The sequence below is a fragment of the Shinella kummerowiae genome, assembly GCF_009827055.1.
GTDB lineage: Bacteria > Pseudomonadota > Alphaproteobacteria > Rhizobiales > Rhizobiaceae > Shinella > Shinella kummerowiae.
The window spans coordinates 1-17,741 of the sequence record NZ_WUMK01000004.1 but is presented as its reverse complement, the minus strand read 5'-3'; the positions used below and the strand labels follow the sequence as shown (position 1 = coordinate 17,741).

At 59.4% G+C, this 17,741-nt stretch carries 15 protein-coding genes; 8 read left to right on the top strand and 7 right to left on the bottom strand.

The window, feature by feature from the left end; all coding sequences use genetic code 11:
• Positions 1 to 78: 78 nt before the first annotated feature.
• On the top strand, positions 79 to 411 hold the full coding sequence (gene erpA, locus GR138_RS10955; RefSeq protein ID WP_160859293.1) for an iron-sulfur cluster insertion protein ErpA: 333 nt from the start codon (positions 79 to 81) through the stop codon (positions 409 to 411).
• 32 nt (positions 412 to 443) lie between these two features.
• Positions 444 to 1,235 carry an exodeoxyribonuclease III gene (xth, locus tag GR138_RS10950; protein WP_160859791.1) on the top strand — a complete coding sequence of 264 codons (792 nt, stop codon included), beginning with the start codon at positions 444 to 446 and terminating at the stop codon, positions 1,233 to 1,235.
• 31 nt (positions 1,236 to 1,266) lie between these two features.
• On the opposite strand, the gene exoR is transcribed toward xth, so the two are convergent.
• The 6 genes from exoR to GR138_RS10920 form a co-directional block, all read right to left on the bottom strand.
• The gene (gene exoR, locus GR138_RS10945) at positions 1,267 to 2,067 is read right to left on the bottom strand and encodes an exopolysaccharide production regulator ExoR (RefSeq protein ID WP_160859291.1); all 801 of its coding nucleotides are present in this window, start codon (positions 2,065 to 2,067) and stop codon (positions 1,267 to 1,269) included.
• A 364-nt stretch (positions 2,068 to 2,431) separates the two neighbouring features.
• Positions 2,432 to 3,670 (bottom strand): OmpP1/FadL family transporter, encoded by a 1,239-nt coding sequence (locus tag GR138_RS10940; RefSeq protein ID WP_160859289.1) that lies wholly within the window; start codon positions 3,668 to 3,670, stop codon positions 2,432 to 2,434.
• A 358-nt stretch (positions 3,671 to 4,028) separates the two neighbouring features.
• The gene (locus tag GR138_RS10935) at positions 4,029 to 6,872 is read right to left on the bottom strand and encodes a valine--tRNA ligase (RefSeq protein ID WP_160859287.1); all 2,844 of its coding nucleotides are present in this window, start codon (positions 6,870 to 6,872) and stop codon (positions 4,029 to 4,031) included.
• 137 nt (positions 6,873 to 7,009) lie between these two features.
• Positions 7,010 to 7,789 carry a PopZ family protein gene (locus GR138_RS10930; RefSeq protein WP_160859285.1) on the bottom strand — a complete coding sequence of 260 codons (780 nt, stop codon included), beginning with the start codon at positions 7,787 to 7,789 and terminating at the stop codon, positions 7,010 to 7,012.
• A gap of 154 nt (positions 7,790 to 7,943) precedes the next feature.
• Complete coding sequence (locus tag GR138_RS10925; RefSeq protein ID WP_160859283.1) at positions 7,944 to 9,341, bottom strand: TolC family outer membrane protein; 1,398 nt, start codon at positions 9,339 to 9,341, stop codon at positions 7,944 to 7,946.
• Positions 9,342 to 9,595: 254 nt separating this feature from the next.
• Positions 9,596 to 10,246 carry a methyltransferase domain-containing protein gene (locus tag GR138_RS10920; RefSeq protein ID WP_160859790.1) on the bottom strand — a complete coding sequence of 217 codons (651 nt, stop codon included), beginning with the start codon at positions 10,244 to 10,246 and terminating at the stop codon, positions 9,596 to 9,598.
• Positions 10,247 to 10,573: 327 nt separating this feature from the next.
• On the opposite strand from GR138_RS10920, the gene exbB reads away from it, so the two are divergent.
• Both exbB and exbD read left to right on the top strand, forming a co-directional pair.
• Positions 10,574 to 11,596, top strand: a complete 1,023-nt coding sequence (gene exbB / locus GR138_RS10915; RefSeq protein WP_338091069.1) for a tonB-system energizer ExbB — start codon at positions 10,574 to 10,576, stop codon at positions 11,594 to 11,596.
• A 3-nt stretch (positions 11,597 to 11,599) separates the two neighbouring features.
• A complete protein-coding gene (gene exbD / locus GR138_RS10910; RefSeq protein WP_160859279.1) occupies positions 11,600 to 12,028 on the top strand; it encodes a TonB system transport protein ExbD in 429 nt (142 codons plus the stop codon).
• 72 nt (positions 12,029 to 12,100) lie between these two features.
• Here exbD and GR138_RS10905 read toward each other — a convergent pair whose 3' ends face one another.
• Positions 12,101 to 12,367 (bottom strand): hypothetical protein, encoded by a 267-nt coding sequence (locus tag GR138_RS10905; protein WP_160859277.1) that lies wholly within the window; start codon positions 12,365 to 12,367, stop codon positions 12,101 to 12,103.
• Positions 12,368 to 12,468: 101 nt separating this feature from the next.
• On the opposite strand from GR138_RS10905, the gene GR138_RS10900 reads away from it, so the two are divergent.
• From GR138_RS10900 to GR138_RS10885, 4 genes are all read left to right on the top strand, one after another.
• Complete coding sequence (locus GR138_RS10900) at positions 12,469 to 12,747, top strand: hypothetical protein (protein ID WP_160859275.1); 279 nt, start codon at positions 12,469 to 12,471, stop codon at positions 12,745 to 12,747.
• A gap of 511 nt (positions 12,748 to 13,258) precedes the next feature.
• Positions 13,259 to 13,426: a DUF982 domain-containing protein gene (locus tag GR138_RS30960; RefSeq protein ID WP_160859273.1), complete on the top strand. Its 168-nt coding sequence runs from the start codon at positions 13,259 to 13,261 to the stop codon at positions 13,424 to 13,426.
• A 224-nt stretch (positions 13,427 to 13,650) separates the two neighbouring features.
• A complete protein-coding gene (locus tag GR138_RS10890; RefSeq protein WP_160859271.1) occupies positions 13,651 to 14,880 on the top strand; it encodes a calcium-binding protein in 1,230 nt (409 codons plus the stop codon).
• Positions 14,881 to 16,532: 1,652 nt separating this feature from the next.
• Positions 16,533 to 17,741: calcium-binding protein (locus GR138_RS10885; protein ID WP_160859269.1), on the top strand; the 1,209-nt coding region annotated here is incomplete at its 3' end.

Below are 17,741 nucleotides of genomic sequence, written 5' to 3'. Positions count from 1 at the left end.
CGCAATCTTCGGCGCCCCCTTGCCGGCTGTGGAAGACAGGCGATTCTCTCCGGATCTTGACCCCGGCAGGAGGCAGACATGACCGATAAATCCGTAACCATCTCCGACGCCGCCGCACGGCGCATCGCGTCGATCCTAAATTCCTCGCCGGAAAAACAGGCGCTACGCGTCTCCGTCGAAGGCGGCGGCTGTTCCGGCTTTTCCTACAAATTCGATCTCGTCGAGGACCAGCAGGATGACGACCTGGTGCTTCAGCGCGACAGTGCCAAGGTGCTGATCGACCAGCTCTCCCTCGTCTATATGGACGGATCCGAGATCGACTTCGTCGACAACCTGCTTGGCCAGTCGTTCCAGATCCGTAACCCGAATGCCGTCGCCAGCTGCGGCTGCGGCACCAGTTTCTCGATCTGACCACATCCAACCGAAACGAGACCCGCATGCCGATCAAGATTGCCACCTGGAACATCAACGGCGTGCGGGCGCGCATCGACAATCTCGTCGCGTGGCTCAAGGAGTCCAATCCCGATATCGTTGCCTTGCAGGAAATCAAATCGGTCGACGAAGCCTTTCCCCGCGCCGACATCGAGGCGCTTGGCTACCATGTCGAGACGCATGGCCAGAAAGGCTTCAACGGCGTCGCCCTCCTCTCGAAAATCCGGCCGGACGAGGTGAACCGTGGCCTGCCCGGCGGTGACGGCGACGAACAGGCGCGCTTCATCGAGGGCGTGTTCTCCGTTGAAGGCGGCGCGGTGCGCGTCTGCTCGATCTACCTGCCGAACGGCAATCCGGCCGACGACCCGGTCAAATACCCTTATAAGCTTTCCTGGATGGATCGCCTCATCGCCTTCGCCGAGAACCGTCTGGCGCTCGAAGAGCCGCTGGTGCTTGCCGGCGATTACAATGTCATTCCCGAGCCGCACGATTGCTGGGACGTCAAGGTCTGGCAAAGGGACGCGCTTTACCTGCCGCCGACCCGCCAGGCTTTCCGACGCCTGGAAAATCTGGGCCTGCTGGACGCCGTCCGGGCTTCCACCGACGCCGTGCCGCATTATACGTTCTGGGATTATCAGGCCGGTTGCTGGCCGAAGAATTTCGGCATCCGCATCGACCACCTCATGCTATCGGCCGAAGCCTCCGACCGCCTCGTCTCGACAGCGGTCGAAAAGCACGTGCGCAACTGGGAAAAGCCGTCCGACCACGTGCCGGTGGTGGCGATATTCGACTACGCGGCCTGACGCGCGACGAAAGTCGGCTCTTTTTTGAGAACTACTCTTCCGGATTGAACCGGATGCTCTCGGCAAGGGCCATGCCCTTGCGGCGATCTTCTTCGCTCGCGACGGAAAACGCTTCTTCCTGCGTTGCCTGAAGCCAACCACAGTCCTTCGGCGGGCAATGGTCGAGCGCTGCGGTCATGAAAGCGAGGCCGCGTGTGGTCTGGCCTTCCTGAAAGAGGATGTTACCGAACAGACCCATCGCGCCGGCATGGCCGTTGTTGCGGGCGCGGTTCAGCCATTTCTTGGCTTGGTGCACGCTGACCGAACCACCCTCGCCCGTCAGCATCATGCGGCCGAGCTGGAACTGCGCTTCAGGAATGCCGAAGGCGGAGGCGGCCTGGAAATAGAGTTGCCGGGCCTGCGCCATGTCGATCTTGACGGGACTGTCCGGAATGCCGCGACGGTAATAGCTGGCAAGCGCGATCAGCGCGTTGGCGAAGTAGCCGGTGTCTTCCGAACCCGGCTCCACGCCGGCCTGAGCGATCTCGCTATACATCTTGAAGGCTTCGAGATCGTTTTCCGTCACGCCGTCGCCATCGGCATACATGTTGGCGAGCGCCCAGCGCGAGCCCGTATGACCCTTTTCCGCCGCATAGCGATAGGCCTCGACGGCGTCGGTCTTGCGCCCCTCCTTGTAGGAGAAGAAACCGAACTTGAAGAGATCGAAGGGGCCGCTTTCCTTGCTGACGCCGGATTGAGGATCAAATGCGAGGGCCTGGCTCGCTCCGAAGGAGAGCGAGAGGCAAAGGCCCATTACCAGTACTTTCATCGGCATCAACTCGGACTTGGGCATCACTTCAACAATTCCGCGCCGTTCCCTGGTCGTTGCGCCAAACCGGGAATGCACGGTTCTCGTGCAGGTTTCCGGCAACTCCGGCGGCAATGACATCGGCTGGCTCATCGTTTCCTTGGGCGCGGTTTCACGCGTCTACATGTCCCTATCGCTGCGCCCCGTTTGTGGCGGGAAATGGACATTTCATCGCTTGCCTATGCGTGTAGCAAACTCTGGAAAAAAATGTGTTGCGATTCCGTCACATATTTTTGCACGACGCTGTGATTTCCACATCGGACATGCCACGCAGCAAGGAAACGTTAACCAAGAAAAAAGGCCCGGTGGTGACACCGGGCCTGATTCTCGTTGTTCGCTGGTCCGCCGGTCAGAATTTGACCTTGAGCGACGTCGAGATTGCAGCAAAGTAGTCGGTATCGAAGTCGTACCTGACGTTCGTGCCGACGGGCTCGCCATCGACAACCTGCGTGTCCGAGCTACCGCTCGTCATGAGGCCGAGGGCACCGGAAAGGCGCAGCTCGATATTCTCATTCACGTTGTAGGAAACCCCGGAGCCCAGAGCCCACGTGTCGGTCTGGTTGCCGTAGCCATGGCTGGTGCCGCGGTCCCAGGTCAGGCTCATGGCACCGCTCAGCTTTTCATTGAACTTGTGGCCAATGCCGCCGGACACGGTCCAGCCGTCACGATACAGCAGATCGAGTGACGTCGGAGGCGTAAGCGGGTTCGGATTCACCGCCGTCACCTTGATGATCTGCAGCTGGCTCCAATCTGTCCACTTCACCGAGCCGAAAACCAGCCAGTCCGGTGCGAAACCCGTCTGGAACTTGAGTTCCAGCGAATCCGGCATGGAGGCGTCGCTTTCGACGTTATATTTCGTACCCTGGATGGGGCCTACGGGAGTCGGCAGCAAGACGTTGCGAAGGTCGATCGTGCCACTGAGGTTATCGAGATCGACCGCGCTGTTGTAAACAAGGCTCACGCGCAGGGCATATTCCGGAATTTCATAGGCGATACCCGTGCGCCAGCCCCAGCCACTGCCTTCGAGATCAAGCCGCCCCACGCCGCTCAACGGAGAACCGAAGGGGGTCAGGTCGGCAACGAGGCGCTCCTTGAAGCCGCCGACTTCCTGATAGAAGCCACCGCCGATGATGCGCAGCTGGCCCTGTCCAACGTCCCACTTGTAGGAGCAGGTCGCAGCGTAGTTGTCGCTCTCGATCTTGGTTTCGATGTTGTCGTTCGCACCAGCCCAGTTCGAGCCAGGGTTGGTATGGGCGCCCCAGGGCTGCGAGTAGTCAGCCATGCAGTCGACGCCTTCGAAGAGCTTTGCCTTCACGCCAAGGCGCGGGACCCAGTAGCCCTCGGTGTCGCGGATACCATCGCTCGGCCGGCCGTTAAGGTCGCCGTTGGCCGGGTTGATGTCCTCGACATTGTTGAGATCGCGCTGCGGGTTGACATAGGTCACCGCGCTCTCTGCGGCATAATCGGAAGGATCGAACAACAGATCGATGTTGTAGCCGCCGCGCTCCAGGCCGCCGGCATAGGCCGAAGTTGCCGCCAGCAGGCCAGCCGCCGCCGCAATCCCCGCGCCAATATTTCTCTTACGCATACAGTCCTCCCCTGCAAAAGTTCCGCGCGGCGACAGCTGCCTCCGTCCCACGCCTCTCCGGCCATGACTATCGAAGAGGAGCGCCCGCTTGGCAAACCCCACTTTTTGCCCCTGATTTCCAATGGGTATTCAAAAAATTACGTAAGATTTTTCTGAAGACCCTCACTAAAGGTCCTGTTCGGAATATTTTTCCGCGAAATGGCGTCATTTCCCCATCTCATAGGTCAATTTTTCGTGCGTGCGACGCCATGTCACATTTTGACCACAGTCGGCAATTTGCCGGCCAACAGACGAATAAAAAACCGCGCCGGAGGCTCCGGCGCGGTTTTCAGGGTGAAGATGTCCGTTCGGCAGAGAATCAGCCGGCTTCGCTCACGCGGGAAAGCGCCACGGCAAGGCTTGCGAGCTGCTGTTCCAGTTCGGTGAAACGTTCGCGCTCCGCCTCAACGACCTCCGGCTTGGCATTGGCCACGAATTTTTCGTTCGACAGCTTGCTCTCGATGCGCGCGGCCTCAGCCTTTGCCTTGTCGATCGCCTTTTCGAGACGGGCCTTTTCTGCCGCAAGATCGATCAGGCTGCCGAGCGGCAGGCAGGCCGTCGCTTCGCCGACGACGATCTGCGCGGCGCCCTTGGGCGCCGTTTCCTCGAGGCTGACTTCCGACGCGCGGGCAAGACGGCGGATCGCCGAGTCGTGCGTTTCGAGACGCGCCTTCGTCAACGCATTGGCACCGACCATGACGAGTGGCGCCGTCGCGCTTGGCGGCACGTTCATTTCGGAGCGAACCGAACGAATGCCGGATACGAGGTCGATCAACCAGTTGATCTCGTCGGCGGCCGCGTTGTCGGCATAGGCCGGCGAAGGCCATTCCGCATGGCAGATCAGGTTTTCGCGCGTCTTGCCCTCGCCTGCGGTATGCGCCCAGAGTTCTTCCGTCATGAAGGGCATGAACGGGTGGAGAAGCTTGTAGATCTCCTCCAGAACATAGGCCGCGCAGGCCTGCGATTCCGCCTTGGCCGCCTCGTCCTCGCCAATGAAGACCGGCTTCAGCAGTTCGAGGTACCAGTCACAGAACTGGTTCCAGATGAAGCGGTAGAGCGTGCTCGCCGCATCGTTGAAGCGATAAGTCTCGATTGCCTCGGTGACGTCACGCGCCGTGCGGGCGAGTTCCGTCAGGATCCAGCGATTAATCGTCAGCGAGGCCGCTTCCGGCACGAACTTCGGATCGGTCTTCACCCCGTTCATCTCGGCAAAGCGTGTGGCGTTCCACAGCTTGGTGCCAAAGTTGCGGTAGCCGGCGATGCGAGCCGGGTCGAGCTTCACATCGCGACCCTGCGCAGCCATGATGGCCAGCGTGAAACGCAGCGCGTCGGCGCCGTATTCATCGATCAGTTCGAGCGGATCGATGACGTTGCCCTTCGACTTCGACATCTTCTGCCCGTTCTTGTCGCGCACCAGGGCGTGGACATAGACGGTGTGGAACGGCTCGATCGGGTTGCCGAACTCGTCCTTCATGAGGTGCATGCCCATCATCATCATGCGGGCGACCCAGAAGAAGATGATGTCGAAACCGGTGACCAGCACGTCGGTCTGGTAATACTTTTCCAGCTCCGGCGTCTTTTCCGGCCAGCCGAGCGTCGAGAACGGCCAGAGTGCGGAGGAGAACCACGTGTCGAGCACATCCTCGTCGCGCGTCAGGATCTCGCCAGGTGCAAAATTCTCCAGCTTCTCCTCGACCCAGGCCTTCCAGGGGCCTTCATGGGCGATGTAGTGCTGGATGGCGGCGTGCAGCGCCTCTTCCTCGGTCTTCTCGACGAAGACCTGGCCATCCGGGCCGTACCAGGCCGGGATCTGGTGCCCCCACCAGAGCTGGCGCGAAATGGTCCATGGCTGGATGTTTTCCATCCACTCGAAATAGGTCTTTTCCCAATTCTTCGGTACGAACTTGGTGCGGCCTTCGCGCACGGAGGCGATCGCCGGCTTGGCCAGCGTCTTGGCGTCGACATACCATTGTTCGGTCAGCCGCGGCTCGATCGGCACGCCACCGCGGTCGCCATGCGGCACGGTATGCTTGTGCGGCTCGACCTTGTCGAGGAAGCCGCCCTCTTCGAAAACGGTGACGATCAGCTTGCGGGCCTCGAAACGATCCATGCCGTCGAGCTGGTCCCAGAGGCCGCGCTGCATGTCGTTCGGCTCAAGCCCCTCAAGGAAGTCCTCGTTTTCCTTGATCGTGATCTTGGCGTCGATCGTCAACACGTTGACCTGGCGCAGGCCATGGCGTTTGCCGACGTCGAAGTCGTTGAAATCATGCGCCGGCGTCATCTTGACCGCGCCGGTGCCGGCCGTCGGGTCCGGATATTCGTCCGCAACGATCGGAATCCGGCGGCCGACGATCGGCAGGATGACGTGTTTGCCGACGATCGACGTGTAGCGCTCGTCCTCGGGGCTTACGGCAATGCCGGTATCGCCGAGCATGGTTTCCGGGCGGGTCGTTGCCACGACGAGATAGTCGCGGGTCTCGAATTCGGTCGGCGTGCCATCCGCATCGAAGGCGACCGGGTGCTGGTAGGTGACGCCCGGCTCCAGCGGATAGCGCAGGTGCCAAAGATTGCCATTCGTCTCGACCTGCTCGACTTCAAGGTCCGAGATCGCCGTCAACAACTTCGGGTCCCAGTTGACGAGACGCATATCCTTGTAGATCAGGCCTTCCTTGTAGAGCGAGACGAAGACTTCGAGGACAGCCTCGGACAGGCCCTCATCCATGGTGAAGCGTTCGCGCGACCAGTCACAGGAGGCACCAAGGCGCTTCAACTGGTTGAAGATCTGGCCACCCGATTCCGCCTTCCATTCCCAGACCTTCTCGATGAAGGCCTCGCGGCCCATCTCGCGCCGGCCGGGCAGCTTTTCGGCGGCCAGCTTGCGCTCGACGACCATCTGGGTCGCGATGCCGGCATGGTCCATGCCCGGCTGCCACAACACGTCCTTGCCGCGCATGCGTTCGAAGCGAACCATGATGTCCTGCAGCGTGTTGTTGAGCGCGTGCCCCATATGCAGCGAGCCCGTCACGTTCGGCGGCGGGATCACGATGGAGAAGGTCTCGGCGCCGGGCTTGACGCCCTCGCCTGCGCGGAATGCGTCCGCATCTTCCCACGCCTTGGCAATTCGCGGCTCGACCGCTGCGGAATCATAATTTTTTTCAAGCATTTTCGTGCGAAGCCTGCTGTTTGTCGTGGATTCTCTAAACCGGATGGCCGGCGCGAAGTCAACAATATCAGAGAAAAGCCGCGCCGGGGGGCCGGCGCGGCTCAAACCAGAATTTGATTAAGGAATGGCGACGTCGGTCAGCGGCGCGGGCCGCGCGCCACGCGTTCGATCTCTTCGCGCACCAGCCGCTCGACGAGCGTCGGCAGGTTGTCTTCAAGCCAGTCCTGCAGCATCGGGCGCAACATTTCCTCGGCGATCTCATCGAAGGAGCGGCGCGGGCCGGCATCGATCGCCTCCGCCAGCGCACCGAACGATTGCGCGACCCGCTCACCAACGGCCGGCGAGACGAGTGTCGCGATATCACGGACAACGGCAGCAGGCTCGGCAACGCGAACCTCTTCCTGCCGGACCGGCTCTACGAATGCGGGGGCCGGCTCGAACGTTTCCACAACCGGTGTGATCTTTTCCACGGGCTCGGCGATGGACGTGAAATGATCGGGAGCCGCAGCCATACGCGCGGTCGAAAGCGGGCTTTCCTCGCTTGCGACACCCTCGGGCTCGATCAGAACAGGCTCGCGCTCCAGCGGTTCGCGGTTCGCGGCAATATGGCGTTCCGAAGCTGCGCGAACACGCGCGGCGACATCCGCCAGCGACAACGCTGGCTGGCTGCTCGACACCGTCTCCGGTCGCGCGATCGGCTGAATGGATGCCGAGCGATGCTCTTCCACATGGAACCGTTCGACGACAGCCGGGTGATCCAGCAGGTTGGAATGGCTCTCGGTCGTGATGTCGAACCCGTCGTCATCCTGCGCATCGGCGACAAGATCGGTCTGGGTTTCGTTGTTTTCGATGATCTTGCGAATGGACGCCAGGATTTCATCCATGGACGGTTCACGCGCTACATTTGGCTGAGCCATTTCTATCCCCGATCGCTGCGACGTCCACGGCCTGCCGCATGAGGCGTGCCGGACATCCCGAAAACCCTAGGCGAGTTCCGAAGCGAACTAAATCGCCGCGAATCATGTGTTACGAGTGATGCACAGATTTGTTTGCCCTGCCAAGGGCGGAGGTCTAGCGACCGTCGACGGTTCTCAGGCCGAACCACTTGTCCTTGACGGCCTCGTAGTGCACCTCGGAGCGGTATTCCGCCACGGCCAGGTCCTGGCTGCGAACCGTCAGGTTGCCGGTGGCGGCGAGCACCGAATAGCTGGCGACAACCGCATTGCGCTGGGAAATTGCCAAGTCTTCCCGGGCATCGAGCACGTTCTGCTGCACGTTCAACACGTCGAGCGTTGTGCGCTGGCCGACATTGCGCTCTTCGATCACGCCCTCAAGCGCCATGTTGGCCGCCTCGATCTGCGCCCCGATGGCGGCGATGGAGGCTACCGACGATTCGAACTGCGCATAGGCCGAAACGATGGTGCGCTGCACGTCCATGCGTGCGGAATCGACGAGAATCTGCCGCTGACCGAGCTGCTCCTTGGCCTGGCGGATCTGGCCATATTCCGCGCCCCCCTGGTAGAGCGGCACGGTCACACGGGCAGAAAGGGAGCTGCTGAGATTGTCGGCAGGACCTTCTTCCGAATTGACGGACTTGTAGACATCGCCTTGCAGCGAGACGCCCGGCAGCATCGTGCCTTCGGCAACCTTGACGTTGTACCCGGCCGCATCGACGCTGCGCATGGCGGCGAGGATGTTCGGATTCTCTCGCATGCCTGTGGCGACGGCCTGGTCGAGCGAGGCCGGCATCGCCTTCTTCGCCGAGGAAGGTTGCTTGATGCCTTTCGGCATTTCCCCGACGATCTGCACATAGGCAGCTTCACTCTGCTTGAGCTGCGAAACCGCTGCCGTCAGCAACGCCTTGGCAGCGGCAAGATCCGCTTCCGCCAGGCTGACATCGGTACGCGTTCCCTCGCCGACATCGAGGCGTGCACCGGCAGCCTTGAGCTGTTCCTGCAAGAAGGCGATGTTCTGTTTGCGGATCGTGAGGATCTGCTGGTCGCGCGCAATGTTGGCGTAGGATTCGACGGCCGCGAGCAGGATCGAGATTTCATTGGCGCGCAGCGATTCGCGGTTGGCCAGCACGTTCGCCTCGGCGACCTTGACGCGATAGAGCGTCTGGAAGCCATCAAAAATCTGCTGCGTGATGGTGAGGCCGTAGCTCGACGTGAAGCTTTGCGTGCGGCGCGAGCCACGCTGCCCGAAGAAATTTCGCGATCCCACGTCGAGGTTCGTGCGGTTGAGCTCCGACTGCGTTACGAGGCTGACCCGCGGTCGCATGCCCGCTTTGGCAATCGTAACGTTCTCGTCGATGGCGCGCAGCGACGCCCGGGCCGCATTGAGATCGGGATTGTTCTGGTAGGCCTTGGCCATTGCGCCCGCCAGCGTCTCGGCAGAGGCGTTGCAGGGCACCACCAGCGCGGCAGAAGCGAGAGCGAGCGCAAGAGCGGTTCGACGAAGAATGGACACAGTACAAAACTCCGATCCTGGATCGACCCGCCGCTGAGCCGCTCCCTACACAGTGCGCGCCGGCAGACCGCCGCCTAGACTTTTGGCTCGCAGAGCCATTTTGACACAGCTTCCACGCTCGCGATATTGCCCGTAAGTTTATCAGGGAATAGCCGTCATACCGGCCGCAAGTGCTTCGAAAGTGACGATACGGCAGGCCCGTTGCCAATGCGCAACAAATCAGGCCTGCCAGATATCATTGCAACAAAGCGACCTCAGAAAACGAATTCTTTTGCCTTTCGGAAGCCGGGCAACGGTTTGACCGCCGTGTTGAAAACGGTGCGCTCGGAAACGTGGCCGCCTTCCTTGATATAGAGACGGGCCTGCGAGGCATTGCCATAGCCCTCGACGACGACGAACCGGCCGCCATCACGCAGCTGCGCCAGGAGCGCATCGGGAACGAATTCCACGGCACCGTGCACGAAGACGACGTCGTAGGGCGCCTCGGGCGCGTAGCCGGCCTCGAGATCACCGACTACCACAGCGACATTGTCATAGCCGAGACGGGACAGGGTTTCCGTTGCGGTCGCCGCAAGCGTCGCGTCGCTTTCGATCGCCACGACCGAACTTCCGAGCTTCGAGAGGATCGCCGAGGCGTAGCCGGTGCCGCATCCGACTTCCAGCACCACGTCCGTGGCCACGACATCCGCAAGCTGGATCAGCTTGGCGAGCGGCGACGGCTCCATCAGGTAGCGGCCGGGAACAAGCTGGATGTCATCGTCGATATAGGCAAGCGGCTTGGCGGCCGCGGGCACAAACTCTTCGCGCGCAACGGTGAGGAACGCGTCGAGCACCTCGTGCGACGTCACATCCGTCGTACGGATCTGGTTGTCCACCATCTTCGTGCGCGCTGCTTTGTAGTCAATCATCTCTAGCCCTGTGAGTAACGGCAGACCGCGGCACAAAGGCCCGGTTGCAATGCCGGATGCGTCGCGATTGTCTTAGTGCGGTTTCAGCCCGGGTGTCCATAGGCGTCGACCGCTTGCGCGCAAAATCCGCGTCACAGCGAGGGCAAAAGGCAGGCCTCTGGCCGCTTCGGGCATTATCATGAATAAACTACTCAACATATTATTGCCTGCCTTGCGTATAATGTCGTATTGAGAAAGCAGGTTTTAGGAGCGCCTCGCGCCCACACCGTGCCCGTTCCAGCGAGCGGGCTTCGTTTAATTTAAGACATGCAAGAGGAATACACGGTGCTGAAACGGTCCCGACTGCTACTCGCGATCTTCCTGATGGCGCTTGCCACCCCGCATACCGTGTCGGCGCAGACCGAGGAGACACCGTCGGTCCAGACGGACAATCAACCTGTCACGACGGGACAGGCGACAGGCACTGCAACGGGCGGGACCACGACCGACACGACATCCCGTCCGGTGGCCGGCGAAAACACGGCCGAAAATCCGGCCAACCCCGCAGACGCCGCCACGGCAACCGACCTCGAAGCATCCGATGATACCGCGCCAGCGGTCGGTGAACGCCAGTCCGGCCTGCCGCACGACCTCTCCCCCTGGGGCATGTTCATGGCCGCCGACATCGTCGTCAAAGGCGTGATGCTCGGCCTCGCCTTTGCTTCTGTCGTCACCTGGACCGTGCTTCTGGTGAAGATCGTCGAGCTCGGCAGCGCCCAGCGCTCCGCCAGTCGCGCGGTCCGCCAGCTTTCCGCTGCACGCGGCCTGGAGGATGGCGAGCAGGCGCTCGGCCGCAATCGCGGTGTGGTCGCCCACATGACCCGCGCCGCGCGGGAAGAGATGCAGCTATCCGAAGGCGTTCTCGACCACGTGTCGGATGGTGGTGTGAAGGAACGTATCGCCTCGCGCCTTTCGCGCATGGAAGCCCATGCCGGCCGCCGCATGGCCAAGGGCACGGGCCTGCTTGCCACGATCGGTTCGACCGGCCCGTTCGTTGGCCTGTTCGGCACCGTCTGGGGCATCATGAATTCGTTCATCGGCATCTCGAAGGCGCAGACCACCAACCTCGCCATCGTCGCGCCAGGCATTGCCGAAGCGCTTCTGGCGACCGCGATCGGCCTCGTCGCCGCCATCCCGGCCGTGGTGTTCTACAATTTCCTCGCCCGCGCCATCACCGGCTACCGCCAGAACCTTGCCGATGCCTCGGCCGCGATCGAACGCCTCGCCAGCCGTGACCTCGACGTGCGCCGCGCCGTTCGCCACCCCGCGCAGCGCAGCGAACGCGGCTCCGTCGTGAAGATCGGGTGATCCATGGCCAGCAAGATCAAGGATAGCGGCGACGACCTCGAGGAGAACAGCGAAATCAACGTGACGCCGTTCATCGACGTCATGCTGGTTCTGCTCATCATCTTCATGGTGGCTGCCCCGCTCGCCACTGTCGACATCAATGTCGACCTGCCCTCCTCCGTCGCGCAGCCGACCCCGCGCGAGGACAAGCCGGTGTTCATGACGTTGAAGAAGGACCTGACGGTATCGATCGGCAATGGCGAGATCGCGCGCAACAGCTTCGGACCCGAACTCGATGCGGTGACGGACGGCAACAAGCAGACGCGCGTCCTGCTGCGCGCCGACAAGGCCGTCGATTACGGCAGCGTCATGGATGTCATGAACCTGCTGCGCGCAGCCGGCTACGCCAAGATCGCCCTCGTCGGGCTGGAAGGCGCCGCACCGGCGCAATAGCGGCGAAACGGGAGGCGCCTTTGCGAACGCGCCTCCTCTTCAGCCGGGACGAAACGGCCCAACTCGATCCGGTTATCGGGAATCGACGATTTCCACCTTGTAGCGGGACAGCAGTTCCAGCGAGCGATCCGGGGCTATCCGATACGTTTCGACATATTGGTCGCCACCCGGCCCGATGAACTTGTGGTCAAACGTACTGCCGATCGGCGATTTCGTCAGCTTCGTCCGAGGCTGCCCGTTGTAGGTAATGCTGCCGCGTATGGGTTCCAGCGTCGACGGCGCGCAGCCCGATAGCGCGAACGCAATGGCTATCGCCGCAAGGACTTTCGGATTGGGCATGGGATTCTCTCCAATGTGTTGAGGCCCGGCACGTTTCGGCACGAGCCACCACAGACGATAAGTAGGGTTTCAATGGCCGTATCAAGCTCCGGGCGCGCAAAATGCATATGGCGGCGGAAAAAATCCACAATGCGAGGGAAGCCTCTTGCGCCCTTTCTAAATTCGTTCTAAACGCCCGGCACCACTCGCTTTATAGCAAGACGGACGGCCTCGTGGCGGAGTGGTTACGCAGAGGACTGCAAATCCAATCACAGCGCAGTGATTTCGATTACCGTTCTGAAATTCAGGGCGGTTTGATGTTTTTCGTCCGCATTTCATTTGTTGATTCTGCTGCGAAATTTCATACGTTCAGAATAGATTTGCCTCTCGTCGTCCCTTGAATCTTGCGCCTTTTCCCATCACTTTCCGCCATGACCGGCCATACATGAAGAAAAAATACCGCTCGGTGCTGACCGTCCCCGATCAGGATAAGGAAGACTGGTCGGCCTTCCATGTGGACTTTGCACAGGAAGGGTATCGCGGGAACGAACGAGCCTGAAGCGCGGCATGTATATTTGGAGCGGAAACTGTTCTGACTGGAGTGCCTTTGTCCGGCACCTGCCCCATGCGGCCGAGCAGTCGAAGCTGGGAGGCGGCGAAGGCCGTTGAGGACTGGTACGACGAGGGGATGGCGCGAACCGGGAACGGCCGACCACTGTGTCGATGAACATGGGTCCTCTTGACAACGACGGGTTACCACGTTGGCTGCGCAGCTAGTCGTCCTCAGATTGCTCTGCTTTTGCCGCTTCGAGCCTCTGAAGCTCTCGCTCTGCTGGTTTTCGAATGAATTCTGATCGCTGGCTCTCGCCAAGAGTTGCGTCGATCCGATCCGGCTGCCCGCTATAGAGCCGATTGGCGGTACTGGAGGGGAAAGAAGACCCCGAGGCTGCACGCGAGGCGCTTATCAAGGCGGCAGAAGAGGCCGGGTTGTTTATCCGCGGTGACCGCAGGTGTGGCATGGCCGTGAACCTTTCCACCGTTCAAGATGCGCCACCGGTCGCGTCGATCGCTCACCTTTAACTGAGGTCAGATGATAAGGCCGGTGCAGAGACTGACAGCAATGGCAATCAACACCCAGGCCGAGCTACGAACGCCAAGCCCCTCCCGCGTCGTCGGAGGGGAGAAGAGCCCTCACAGGGGCCTGCGCGATTTTTTTTACGGGTGCCGGCACACCAAAGATTGACTATTGCGTGCATAGTGTCGGCCTGACCCCCTCAGGATGTGAACACCATTTGGGGATGCTGATGGCTTACATTGATGGAAATCAGCCGGGAACGGTTGTTGACGGCGTGTTGAACGGCACCCCGGAAAGTGACGTTATTCTGGGCGCCGACGGCAACCTTACTATTTACGGCTTCGGCGGTAATGACAAGATATTCAGTGGCTTAGGGGTTATAGAGAGCGCACAGAGAATTTACGGCGGCGACGGAAATGATGAAATCGTCGCCAAGGGTGACCTATGGGGCGCAACGCTCTCTGGCGATGCCGGGGACGATGTCCTCCGGGGAGATGCCTTTAGTCTCAAATTAGATGGAGGAACTGGCGCTGATCTCATGATTGGCAAAGGTACCTTAATCTTGGCCTACTTCGACAATATCGGCGACCAGCTGTTCATTCAGGAAGTCTATGACTCAGTGACGGTCCGGTCGTCGATCAGCATTGACATCGCGAAGGTGATTTTTGGCACGGGAAGTGCGATGGTCAGGTTGGTGCTCACCGGAAACACTGACGCATCCCTGACAGGGAACGAATTCCAAAATATTTTGACCGGCAATGATGGCAACAATCTACTTGTAGGGTTAGGCGGAAACGACACGCTGGACGGTGGCGCCGGCGCCGACAAGATGGTTGGCGGCGCAGGCAACGACACGTATGTCCTCGACAATGCCGGCGATGTCGTAACGGAGGCTGCCGGAGGCGGCACGGATCTGGTTCAATTGTCCACTAGCTGGACCATGGCCGCCAATGTCGAGAAGGTAGCGCTGACCGGCTCAGCAAACATCAACGCCACCGGCAACATTCTCAACAACACCATGGCCGGAAACAATGGCAACAATGCCCTGAACGGCGGAGCGGGCAACGACATCATCAGTGCCGGCGACGGCAATGACAGGCTTTTTGGCGGCCGTGGCAACGACACGCTGACCGGCGGTAACGGTTCAGATATTTTCGTGTTCAACACGGTGCCTAACAGTTCCACGAACAAGGACACCATCGTCGATTTTAACGCGGCGGACGACACCGTTTGGCTGGACAATGCTATCTTCACGGGGGTCGGTGCGAACGGCGGGCTTTCTTCTGCGGCTTTTCGTATCGGGACCGCGGCTGGCGATGCGAGCGACCGGATCATCTACAACTCCTCGACGGGCGCCCTGATCTACGACAGCAATGGTTCCGCTTCCGGTGGAACAGTCGAGTTTGCCAAGCTTACAGCCGGGCTTGCGCTGACCAATGCCGACTTCTTCATCATTTAGGAGAACGGCGAAAGAAGCCCGCGGCTTGCGAGGGGCCTGTTTCATGCCGGTGAGCTTCCGGCGATGGAAGAAAGCGGCGCAAGGGGAACCAGCCGCCGTGATCACGGTTACTGAGGCGCGGTCGCCTCAAGGTTGCCCGGATTAGGGAGATAGTTGAGTCCCCCGCAGAGCCTGCCGCGGCGCAGAGCACGTTTCTGAAGGCCGCGAAAGCGGCCGGCGTGTTTATCACAGGCTGAGGCAGTTACCCTAGCCAGAACGTTCGATCCCAAACCGGGACCGATCCGGCAACCTCAAAAATGATTGTACGAACCCTCCGAACGACGCCTGGCGGAACTCGGCCTTGGATTATAATGGCCTGCGGCTCGAAACGAAGATCGATCCGGTGCTGGGAGCATATTCCGTCGTAGGCTACTGCGGCGTTGATGGATGCACGTAGGCCATAGCCCTGCGCGCCAAAGCCGCCGCCGAGAGACGCTTGGAACATCTCATCCTCCTTTGTTTTCGAATATGCTTGAAAACAAAGGAGGATGAGGTGCGGTTCCCTTATGTTGAAGGGAAAACGACAAATATTTCAGTAATATGGATATGGTCTGCGGCGGCGATCATGCCAAAGACTCGGCTCATTTCTGAGCCGAATCCCTGTCCACCTCCGGATGGCACGTGTATCTTCGCAAGATCGAGACATGTAAGCTATTAACTTTGACACAGCGAATGCGATGTTTAAGACCGGCGAGCTTCCGGATTTAGGCGCCTATCGTCTTACTTTCGTGGCTCCGAGTGCCGCCACGACTGCATCGAAACCCTCCGTCACGTAAAGAACCAACGGGGTGGGAGCGCCGTTTTCTTTGCTGGGAACAGACGAATTCAAGACGATCTGGGTCCCGGCTTTATGATCGCTGAAATGTAAAACCTTTCCGAAATCGATAACCGTCTTCGCGCCATCACATTTGGTCAGATTAAGCCAAATTACTGAATGTCATTCGTTTTTTGATATGCTTTGGAGACAGGCTCACAATGCTGAGACGATGGCGACTTTATGCTGCCGCCATGGATATACGTGGAGGCCCCTTAAAAAAATCGCAAAGAAATATTCAATGAATTTCGGCTTGTCTTCGCCAAGCAGGCTTGGTGGGACTCGAGGCAAGGTTATTGGCGAGTCGGTATGCGGGCGCTCGCCTTCGCGAGGTCATGGCTAATGTCTTGCCAAACAGCCCGTCTCTACGCTTGATGAGAGATAGTCAGTTGGGGCGCAAATGATGAAGAAGCTAATTTGGGGCGCGGTAGCCGCAATACCGGTCGCGTGGTTATGCGTGATCGGCTACGTGACGCTTTCGGTGCTTGGACTAGTCGGAATTTGACGAAGGGCAAAAAGATGTCTCAGATGCACCTCGCCAGCCTGGACATCAACGGATCGATGTTCATCTAGCGGCCGGCGCCCATCGTGAATTCGCTATGACAGAACAAACTTGATCAGATTGCGAATATCTCGCCGCGCTGATCGACCTCCTGCCCCGCTATTACCAGCGGAGCATTTCTTTCGGCCACTACAGATCCGAGAACAGCCGGATAAATCTTCATCGGCAGGTCATTGACGCTCTAAATCGGATCGGGCAAGTTGATCTTAACGAACAAATGTTTCATGGAAGAGGGCTATGGCAGAATTCTCAGCGTTTGGCGCCGCCGGCGTCGATATGCGAAATATTGAATTCCATTTAATTCACGATGCAGACTTAGCCGGTTCCGGCCCAGGCGATCACGAAACAGATTATCTCTATTTCGTAGACACAGCGTCATTCCCTGAAATATCATATGAACTGCGTGGTTGGTTCAATTACTCTGTCGATGAACTGACACTAGATGTCGATTTTACGTCGTCATATGTTTCAATTATAAATGCCTCATGGATAGAAACCGATGAGAATTTCGATCTCATTGAGGGATTCTACGAGATCAGGGGATTTGAGCTAAACTACACTTATTTCTACGGGACCATGACGTCTGATAGTGTTGCCGAGATTATTTTTCAGTACTCTGACAAGATAGACGGTACCTGGAACAGTGACTATCTGATGGGGTACGGAGGCCGAGACACGCTTTTTGCCGACGGGGGCGATGACACCCTTGATGGCGGCACTGGCTGGGACGTCATGCTGGGGGATTCTGGGAACGACGTTTACATCGTCGATTCGTGGCGAGACGTCGTTTGGGAATACGAAAATGACGGCCTAGATACAGTCAAAAGCTCGGTAAGCTATGAACTCTCAAACAACGTCGAACGCTTGATCCTCACTGGGATAGAGGAGGCGGATGCCACGGGTAATGCTCTTGCGAATTCGCTGGTAGGCAATGTCGCGAACAATGTCCTGGACGGCAAATCTGGTGCCGACACAATGTCCGGCGGCAAGGGCAATGATACCTACATCGTCGATAACGTTGGCGACAAGGTTGTCGAAACCGCACCCAACGGCCTGGACAGGATCGAAGCGTCCGTGAGCTATTCACTTGCAGGCACCTACGTTGAAGATCTTTTCCTGACCGGCACCGCCACGATTAATGGCATCGGAAACAGCCTTTCCAATACCATCAAGGGCAATGCGGGGAACAATGTCCTCAACGCTGGCGGCGGCGATGACCGGTTGAATGGTGGCGCCGGAGCCGACAAAATGACTGGCGGCATCGGCAACGATACATACGTCCTCGACAATGCCGGCGACGTTGTGATCGAGGCTGCCGGAGGCGGCACGGACCTGGTTCAATCGTCCATTAGCTGGACCATGGCCGCCAATGTCGAGAAGGTAGCGCTGACCGGCGCAGCAAACATCAACGCCACCGGCAACATTCTCGGCAACACCATGGCCGGA

Bases quoted from the DNA above. Each gene is read 5' to 3' on its own strand.
- GR138_RS10930 (WP_160859285.1), bottom strand. From the start codon at position 7,789: ATGGCTCAGCCAAATGTAGCGCGTGAACCGTCCATGGATGAAATCCTG.
- GR138_RS10890 (WP_160859271.1), top strand. From the start codon at position 13,651: ATGGCTTACATTGATGGAAATCAGCCGGGAACGGTTGTTGACGGCGTG.
- erpA (WP_160859293.1), top strand. From the start codon at position 79: ATGACCGATAAATCCGTAACCATCTCCGACGCCGCCGCACGGCGCATC.
- GR138_RS10905 (WP_160859277.1), bottom strand. From the start codon at position 12,367: ATGCCCAATCCGAAAGTCCTTGCGGCGATAGCCATTGCGTTCGCGCTA.
- GR138_RS10940 (WP_160859289.1), bottom strand. From the start codon at position 3,670: ATGCGTAAGAGAAATATTGGCGCGGGGATTGCGGCGGCGGCTGGCCTG.
- GR138_RS10900 (WP_160859275.1), top strand. From the start codon at position 12,469: ATGCATATGGCGGCGGAAAAAATCCACAATGCGAGGGAAGCCTCTTGC.
- exbD (WP_160859279.1), top strand. From the start codon at position 11,600: ATGGCCAGCAAGATCAAGGATAGCGGCGACGACCTCGAGGAGAACAGC.
- GR138_RS10935 (WP_160859287.1), bottom strand. From the start codon at position 6,872: ATGCTTGAAAAAAATTATGATTCCGCAGCGGTCGAGCCGCGAATTGCC.
- exoR (WP_160859291.1), bottom strand. From the start codon at position 2,067: ATGCCCAAGTCCGAGTTGATGCCGATGAAAGTACTGGTAATGGGCCTT.